Genomic DNA, 7,821 nt, shown 5'->3' on the forward strand with positions numbered 1-7,821 from the left:
CACCAATCCTTTCAACGAGTATGTAAAACAAAAGCTTGACATTAACGGACCAGGATTTACTACCACCACTATTCGCAAAATTCCTTTTCGTTCCATTGGGATCAATTTCACCTGGAAGTTTGGAAAGCTGGAATTTAAGAATGAACACAAAGAGGAGGGTGGTGATCTCAACCTGTAAAAGCGAAGAATTAAAAGGAATATAAAGAGACCTAAAGGCCCCCACCACCTTCTCTGCCAGCTGGCGGAGAGGCAAGAAGGGGGTCTTTATCTTTATGGGCTTCAAAATTTTACCAGATTAGGCATATAATTTTAATAGGTTGAATAAAACCGGGTAAATGAATGCCGAATTTGGTAAGTATAACACCTGGAGGAAGATAGTCGTACTTCAGACAGGATTTCTGTTGTTGTCTTTAATGATTGTGACCAAAGCACGGGCGCAACAAAATGGCCTTTCTTATTACCTGGATATTGCGGTCAAAAACAGTCCCCTGATCAAAGATTTTCAAAACCAGGTATTAGCGTTCTCCCTTGACAGCCAATTGATACGGGCCAACTTAAGGCCCCAGGTAAGCGCTAACAGCAATAACCTGTATGCGCCCATTATTAATGGCTATGGGTACGACGAGATCATCACGAACAAGACCCAGGTATCGGGCATGCTTACTGTAACCAAGGCATTTATAAGCAACAGGAACATAAATACCCAAATCGCCGGTTTTCAAATACAGTCGCAGTCGGCGGCCAACAATATCAAATTATCTGAACAGGATATTAAAAAGAGTGTTACCGATCAATATCTGAATACTTTTGGCGACTGGCTGCAATTGCAGTACAATCGCGAAATAAACGACCTGCTGGCCCGCGAAGATACCCTGCTAAAAAAGCTTACGCAGGGTAATGTATTTAAACAGAGCGATTACCTGTCATTTACGGTAACGCGGCAACAGCAGTTGCTCACTACGGCTGAGCTGGAAATGCAGTTTGCCAGTGACTATGGGTTGCTGAATTACCTGGCAGGCATCCAGGATACTACTACACCCCAACAACTGGAAGACCCGAATTTATCGCTGAATACTTTACCGGACTATGCTACTTCCGCTTTTTACCGGCAATACGTCCTGGATAGTTTAAAAATAAGGAACGACCGGGCGTTGGTTGATCTGAACTACAAACCAAAGATCAATTCCTTTGCCGATGCAGGTTATAATTCATCGCTGGCCTATATGCCTTATAAAAACTGGGGCACCAGTTTTGGCGTTTCCCTCACTGTTCCTATTTACGATGGCCATCAACGAAAATTACAATACCAGAAGTTAAACCTGGCCGAACAAACCCGGCAGGCGCAACGGGATTTTTTTGTAAACCAGCGACAACAACAATTGTTTCAGTTAATACAGCAGCTTCGCAACACCGAAAAGCTCATCAGTAATATCAACCAGCAGATACGCTATACCGATACCCTCATAAAAGTGAATGAAAAATTATTGGCTACCGGGGATATCAGGGTAACAGATTTTATCCTGGCGCTTACCAATTATTTCAATGCGCGTAACCTGGTTACGCAGAATTATATCAGCCGGTTGAAAATAATAAACCAAATTAATTACTGGAACAGATAATCCGAACAGGCATTATGAGATCAGGAATATATATATTAATAGTGATTGTTTTAATGTCCTGCGGGCATGCGGCTCCTGACGATAGCAGTGAGGAGCAGTCCGTGGTTACACCCGTAACTGTTACGTCTGCACATACAGGCCCTATGGCAGATACCATTGAAATGAATGCCACCTCCACTTTTTTACAAAAAAGCATTGTAAAGGCAAGTGCTAACGGATATCTTACTACAGTAAATGCGGTGGTTGGAAAAACGGCCGGCAATGGGGAAGTGCTGTTCGTGCTAAAAACAAAGGAGGCGCAAAGTATTGGCAATACCATCAATTCGCTTGATTCTACCTTTAAATTCTCAGGGCTTATTACCATCAGGGCTGCAAGAACCGGTCATATTACAGAGGTGAATCACCAGGTGGGTGATTATGTACAGGATGGCGAGCAGCTGGCGGTAATCAATGATGTGAATAGTTTTGTGTTCGTATTGAACCTGCCGTACGAACTACGACCCTATGTGTTGGGAAAAAAAGAAGTGCAGTTAAAACTGCCCGATGGTCAAAAGCTGGCCGGAACTATTACAGCGGTAACTGCGATCGTAGACTCTGCCACCCAAACCCAAAATGTTTATATAAAAGTGCCTGCCGATCAATTGCCGGTAAACCTGGTGGCCAAAGTAACTATTGTAAAAACCGCCAAAACCAATGCGGTGTTCTTACCCAGACAGGCAGTATTAGCCAACGAAACGCAAACCGAATTCTGGGTAATGAAAGTAACGGGCGATACTGCTGCCGTGAAGGTGCCGGTAAAAAAAGGATTGGAGACCAACGGCCAGGTAGAAATTATTTCGCCAACATTTTCAGGCGCCGATCAGTTTGTGCTAACCGGTAATTATGGTTTGGCCGATACCGCCACCATTAAAATTGTAAAGCAATAAAATCAACCCGGTGAACAACTTCTTTCTCGCATATAAAAACCCGTTGACCGTTTTACTGGTGCTGACATTAGGCGGCGGCATCTTTGTATATACGAAATTGCAAACCTCGCTTTTCCCTGAAATTACTTTTCCAAAAATAAAGGTGATAGCCGATGCCGGTTTACAGCCGGTAGATAAAATGATGGTTACCGTAACCAAACCATTGGAAGCGGCTATTAAGCAGGTGCCAGATCTGCAATTGATACGAAGCACCACCAGCCGGGGAAGCTGTGAAATCTCTGCATTCATGGACTGGAATGCGAATGTAGATCTCAGTCAGCAGCGCATTGAATCAAAGATTGCTGAAATAAGAAACCAGTTACCACCGGAAGTGCAAATTAGCGTAGCCCGCATGAACCCATCCATCCTGCCGGTAATGGGTTATTCTCTCGAAAGTAATACCAGGTCGCCCATTGAATTAAAACAGATTGCCAATTTTACGGTGAAGCCGTTCCTGTCGCAGGTAGCAGGCGTATCGGAAATAAGAATAACGGGCGGTAAAACAAAAGAATACTGGCTCCAATTGAATGTGCAAAAAATGGGCACCTTTTCGGTAACGCCCGATATGGTGAATACGGCGTTGGGTCAAACCAACTTTATAAAATCAAATGGTTATTTGTCAGATTATCACTTTCTGTATCTCACCGTAACCGATGCAACTGTACATAATAAAGATGAGCTGGAGCAAATTGTAATAAAGAACGATGGCAAACGCGTTGTTACCATTAAAGATATTGCCGAGGTGCAAATAAACGAAGGCGTAGAGTTTGTAAAGATCAATGCCAATGGCCGCGATGGCGTTCTGGTGGCGGTAATAAAACAACCCAACGCCAACCTGGTAACACTGTCGACAGCGATGGAGAAAAAGATCGTTGAACTAAAGAAAGTATTACCACCCGATATTCGTATTGTTCCTTATTACATCCAGGCCGATTTTGTAAATGACTCTATTAAAAGTGTGACCGATAGTTTGTGGATAGGATTGTTACTGGCCATTGTGGTAGCAATTATCTTTTTGCGGTCCCTGAAGGCAAGCGCTACCTTGCTGTTTACCATCCCCATTACACTGGGGCTTACGTTGATTGTGCTGTATGCTGTTGGGTACACTTTTAACATCATGACGCTGGGTGCAATAGCAGCTGCCATTGGATTGATAATTGACGATGCCATTGTAGTGGTAGAACAGATCCACCGCACTCATGAAGAACATCCGGAAGAACCCAGTACCACCCTGGTGCAAAAGGCCATTCACTACCTGTTTCCCGCCATGCTGGGATCGTCTATAAGCACCATAGTTATTTTCATTCCCTTTTTATTAATGACCGGTGTGGCCGGCGCTTATTTCAGTGTTATGACCAATACCATGATCATAACCCTGGTGTGTTCCTTTTTTGTTACCTGGATTGGATTGCCTGTCGTTTACCTGTTGCTTACCAGGAACAAGCCACGATCGGGACAGCAGGCGGCGGCTCATAATGTGCGTTCGCAAAACTGGGTATCTTTTTTTATTAAACGTCCGTATATCAGCATCGCCTTTGTGGTGGCATTAGCGGTTTTAATAGCCTTGCTGGTGCCGCGCCTGGAAACCGGGTTTTTACCCGAGATGGACGAAGGCAGCATAGTGCTGGATTACAATTCACCGCCCGGTACTTCCCTGGAAGAAACGGATCGTGAGTTGCGACAGGTAGAAAAGATATTAAAAGCCATACCGGAAGTGCAGGCTTATTCAAGAAGAACGGGCACGCAAATGGGTTTTTTTATTACCGAACCCAACAGCGGCGATTACCTCATTCAACTTAAAAAGAACAGGAAGAAAAATACCGATGAGGTGATCGCAGACATTCGCCAACAAATAGAAAGTTCGCAACCCGCCTTACGGGTTGATTTCGGACAGGTGATCGGTGATATGCTGGGCGATCTGATGACATCTGTTCAGCCCGTAGAAATAAAAGTATTCGGTGATAATCAAAAAACATTACAGCAGTTAAGTAAACAGGTGGCTGAGGTAGTATCAAATGTGCCGGGTACGGCCGATGTCTTCAATGGCGTTGTTATTGCCGGTCCTTCAATAAGCGTACAGCCCGATTATGCAAAGCTGGCGCAGTTTGGGATAACCCCGGCTAATTTCCAATACCAGTTGCAGACTTCACTGGAAGGCAATATTGCAGGGAATTTATTTGAGAAGCAGCAGTACGTTCCCATCCGGTTGGTATATCCCGGTAATCGGAAAATGAGTGTAAACGCCATAAACGACCTGAAAATATTTTTACCCGATGGCCGGTTAAAACCCATAACCACACTGGCCAGTGTTACCGTAAACGGCGGTGATGCCGAAATACAACGGGAGAATTTACAATCGATGGGAGTAATTACTGCCCGCCTCGAAAACCGCGACCTGGGCAGTGTGATGAAGGATATACAACAAAAGCTGGCCACTGACATTCATTTACCACAATCTTACAGCATTCAATATGGGGGCGCTTATGCCGATCAGCAGCAATCGTTCAAAGAACTGCTGATGATCTTAATAACGGCCAGTCTGCTGGTGTTTGCTGTTATCCTGTTTTTATACAGAAGTTTTAGTATTGCCTTGCTTATTTTAGGGATTGCCGTGTTGGGCATTTCAGGCAGTTACCTGGCGCTGTTCCTTACCGGTACGCCGTTAAATGTAGGCAGTTACACCGGGCTTATAATGATCACCGGTATCATTGGCGAAAATTCGGTGTTTACCTTTTTGCAGTTTCGGGAATCGCTGCATGAAAAAGGAACCGATGAAGCCATTATCTATTCCATTTCAACGCGGCTGCGTCCCAAGTTAATGACGGCATTAGGCGCTATCATTGCACTCATGCCATTGGCATTAGGCATTGGTACGGGAGCTCAATTGCACCAGCCGTTGGCCATAGCGGTAATTGGCGGTTTTGTAATGGCGCTGCCGCTGTTGCTGATCGTATTACCAACAGGTATTCGAATGATCTATAAAAATAAAACTACCACTCCATAAATATATAATATGAAAAAGCAACCAGGGTTAATTTGTATACTGTTACTAATTGCAGCAATTTCGGGTAAGGCTCAACCTGCTACTGAGATACATTTACTCACTACTTTTCATTTGTCAGGAACAGGCGGCTGGGATTACCTGGCCATTCAACCAGGTTCCGATAAATTATATGTATCACATGGCACCCAGGTAAATATTGTAAATAAAACAACCGGCGATTCAATGGGGATTATTCCCGGAACTATCGGCGTTCATGGTATCGCTTTTGTGCCGAACCTGAATAAAGGGTATACCAGCAATGGCCGATTGAATACACTTACGGTATTTGATTTACAAACTGCCAGGGTATTTGGTCAATTACCTGTGGGACAAAATCCTGATGCTATTATGTATGATGAATTTTCAAAACACCTGATCGTATGTAATGGGCGCAGCAACAGCATTAGTATTGTTGATCCCGAGAATGATAAAGTAGTGGGAACTGTTGATGTGGGCGGCAAGCCGGAAGAAGCGGTGACCAATGGCGCAGGTACCTTGTTTGTTAATATAGAAGACAAAAGTGAAATAGTAGTGATCGATCTTAAAAGCCAGCGGGTATTGCATCACTGGGCATTGACTCCCGGCGTAGCGCCAACCGGTTTAGCCATTGATAATACAACGCACCGGTTGTTTTCTGCCTGCAGCGATAGCAGGCAATTAATGGTCCTGGATGCCGGTAGCGGCGCCATTATAAGCAAGATACCCATTGGCGCCGGTTGCGATGGGGTAGTCTTTGATAAAGCTTCCAATAATATTTATGCCTCCAACGGCGAAGGAAGTATAACTGTAGTGAAGCAAGGTGATAAAGATAGTTATAGTAAAACAGGTTCTATACCCACTAAAAAGGGAGCACGCACGATTGCTCTTGATGATACCACCCATAAACTGTATTTGCCAACGAAAGATAATAATGCTTTCCAGGTAATGGTATTGGGGAAATGAGTTGACGAGTTAACGAGTTGACCAGTTAACCAGGAATACAAGGGTTGATAGAGTTGACATAGTTGATAGAGTTAATAAAAGAAATGTGAAATAAGGGAAAAGAAGTTGCAAAGGTAACAGGTTGAATATTGGTGCGAAGTTGTATTTCTCCCCCTCCACCGGAGGGGGCCGGGGGGAGGCTGGCTGGCCGGGAGGGGGCTTTACAATCCCAACGCTTTCAGAAAAGCTTCTTTATAATTCACCCCAATGGGTATTTGCATTTTCAGTATTTCTACCGTATTACCTGTTATATGATCGATCTTTGATTTATTAATGATGAATGAGCGGTGTACCCGGATAAACAAATTAGCAGGGAGCAGGGACTCAAATGCGCTAAAAGACATGTTGGGCAACAGGGTTTGATCGGTGCAGACTATTTTTGTATAATTCCCTTTTGCTTCAGCTAACAGAATATCGTTATATAGGAGTTTGTAAATCTTGCCATCGGCTTTTATAAAGAAATAATCATTGAGCTGGGTGGCCTTGTTTTCGTTTGCCGGAGTCGAGGCCTTTTGTTTTTCTGTTGCCTTGTCTACTGCCATGATGAACCGTTCGAGTGAGAATGGTTTTACCAGGTAATCGCAGGCCGATAGTTCAAAGGCGTCAACTGCATATTCTTTATAGGCAGTAATAAATATAACCTGCGGTCTGTTTTTAAGGGTTCGTAAAAAGCCAATACCATCCAGCACCGGCATATGTACATCCAGGAACAGGATATCTATGGGTTGTTGTACCAGAATATCCTTTGCTTCAAATACATTGCCGCAGCTCCCCAGCACCCGTAGCTGTGGCAAATGGCTGCAGTAACTTATTATAATATCCCGCGCAATAGGTTCATCGTCTACAACAAGACAGTTAAACATACCTGTTATTTTATTTTTAAGCGAAGCTGAACAATGTACATATTGTCAGTGATAAACTGGTCCAATTTGTAATTTTCTTCATACAACAGGTTCAACCGCCTGATGGTATTGGGAAGCCCCAGTCCCGAGCTTGCCTGGCTGATGCTGTTTTCATGTTTTAATTCACTGTATGAGTTCCTTACTGAAAATACAATAAAATTACCGGTAACATTCAGGTCGATCTCAATGTAGATCTTTTCGTCGAGGGTATTACGGGCGTGTTTGAAGGCGTTTTCAATAAATACGATCAGTATCATAGGAGCAATAGTGATCCGTGGATCATTTATCGTTTCTATTTCGGTTCGTAATAC

General features: G+C 43.8%; 6 protein-coding genes. 4 read left to right on the forward strand and 2 right to left on the reverse strand.

Going from position 1 to position 7,821, the window contains the following annotated elements; translation table 11 throughout:
- Positions 1-335 precede the first annotated feature (335 nt).
- Genes ACJ751_RS03310 through ACJ751_RS03325 form a run of 4 tightly spaced genes read left to right on the forward strand, consistent with a single transcriptional unit; the run spans position 336 to position 6,569 of the window.
- Positions 336-1,619: a TolC family protein gene (locus ACJ751_RS03310; RefSeq protein WP_407743949.1), complete on the forward strand. Its 1,284-nt coding sequence runs from the start codon at positions 336-338 to the stop codon at positions 1,617-1,619.
- A gap of 14 nt (positions 1,620-1,633) precedes the next feature.
- On the forward strand, positions 1,634-2,545 hold the full coding sequence (locus ACJ751_RS03315) for an efflux RND transporter periplasmic adaptor subunit (RefSeq protein ID WP_407743950.1): 912 nt from the start codon (positions 1,634-1,636) through the stop codon (positions 2,543-2,545).
- A 10-nt stretch (positions 2,546-2,555) separates the two neighbouring features.
- Complete coding sequence (locus tag ACJ751_RS03320) at positions 2,556-5,588, forward strand: efflux RND transporter permease subunit (protein WP_407743951.1); 3,033 nt, start codon at positions 2,556-2,558, stop codon at positions 5,586-5,588.
- Between the two features lie 9 nt (positions 5,589-5,597).
- Positions 5,598-6,569 carry a YncE family protein gene (locus ACJ751_RS03325; protein WP_407743952.1) on the forward strand — a complete coding sequence of 324 codons (972 nt, stop codon included), beginning with the start codon at positions 5,598-5,600 and terminating at the stop codon, positions 6,567-6,569.
- 200 nt (positions 6,570-6,769) lie between these two features.
- Here the strand turns inward: ACJ751_RS03325 and ACJ751_RS03330 are convergent, their stop codons facing one another.
- Together ACJ751_RS03330 and ACJ751_RS03335 are read right to left on the reverse strand one after the other, a co-directional pair.
- On the reverse strand, positions 6,770-7,471 hold the full coding sequence (locus ACJ751_RS03330; protein WP_407743953.1) for a LytR/AlgR family response regulator transcription factor: 702 nt from the start codon (positions 7,469-7,471) through the stop codon (positions 6,770-6,772).
- A gap of 5 nt (positions 7,472-7,476) precedes the next feature.
- Positions 7,477-7,821, reverse strand: a 345-nt coding sequence (locus ACJ751_RS03335; RefSeq protein WP_407743954.1) for a GHKL domain-containing protein, incomplete at its 5' end; no start/stop codon positions are given.

This window comes from Niastella sp. (assembly GCF_045805085.1).
In the GTDB taxonomy this organism is placed as follows: Bacteria; Bacteroidota; Bacteroidia; order Chitinophagales; family Chitinophagaceae; genus Niastella.

Bases quoted from the DNA above. Each gene is read 5' to 3' on its own strand.
- ACJ751_RS03310 (WP_407743949.1), top strand. From the start codon at position 336: ATGAATGCCGAATTTGGTAAGTATAACACCTGGAGGAAGATAGTCGTA.
- ACJ751_RS03315 (WP_407743950.1), top strand. From the start codon at position 1,634: ATGAGATCAGGAATATATATATTAATAGTGATTGTTTTAATGTCCTGC.
- ACJ751_RS03325 (WP_407743952.1), top strand. From the start codon at position 5,598: ATGAAAAAGCAACCAGGGTTAATTTGTATACTGTTACTAATTGCAGCA.
- ACJ751_RS03330 (WP_407743953.1), bottom strand. From the start codon at position 7,471: ATGTTTAACTGTCTTGTTGTAGACGATGAACCTATTGCGCGGGATATT.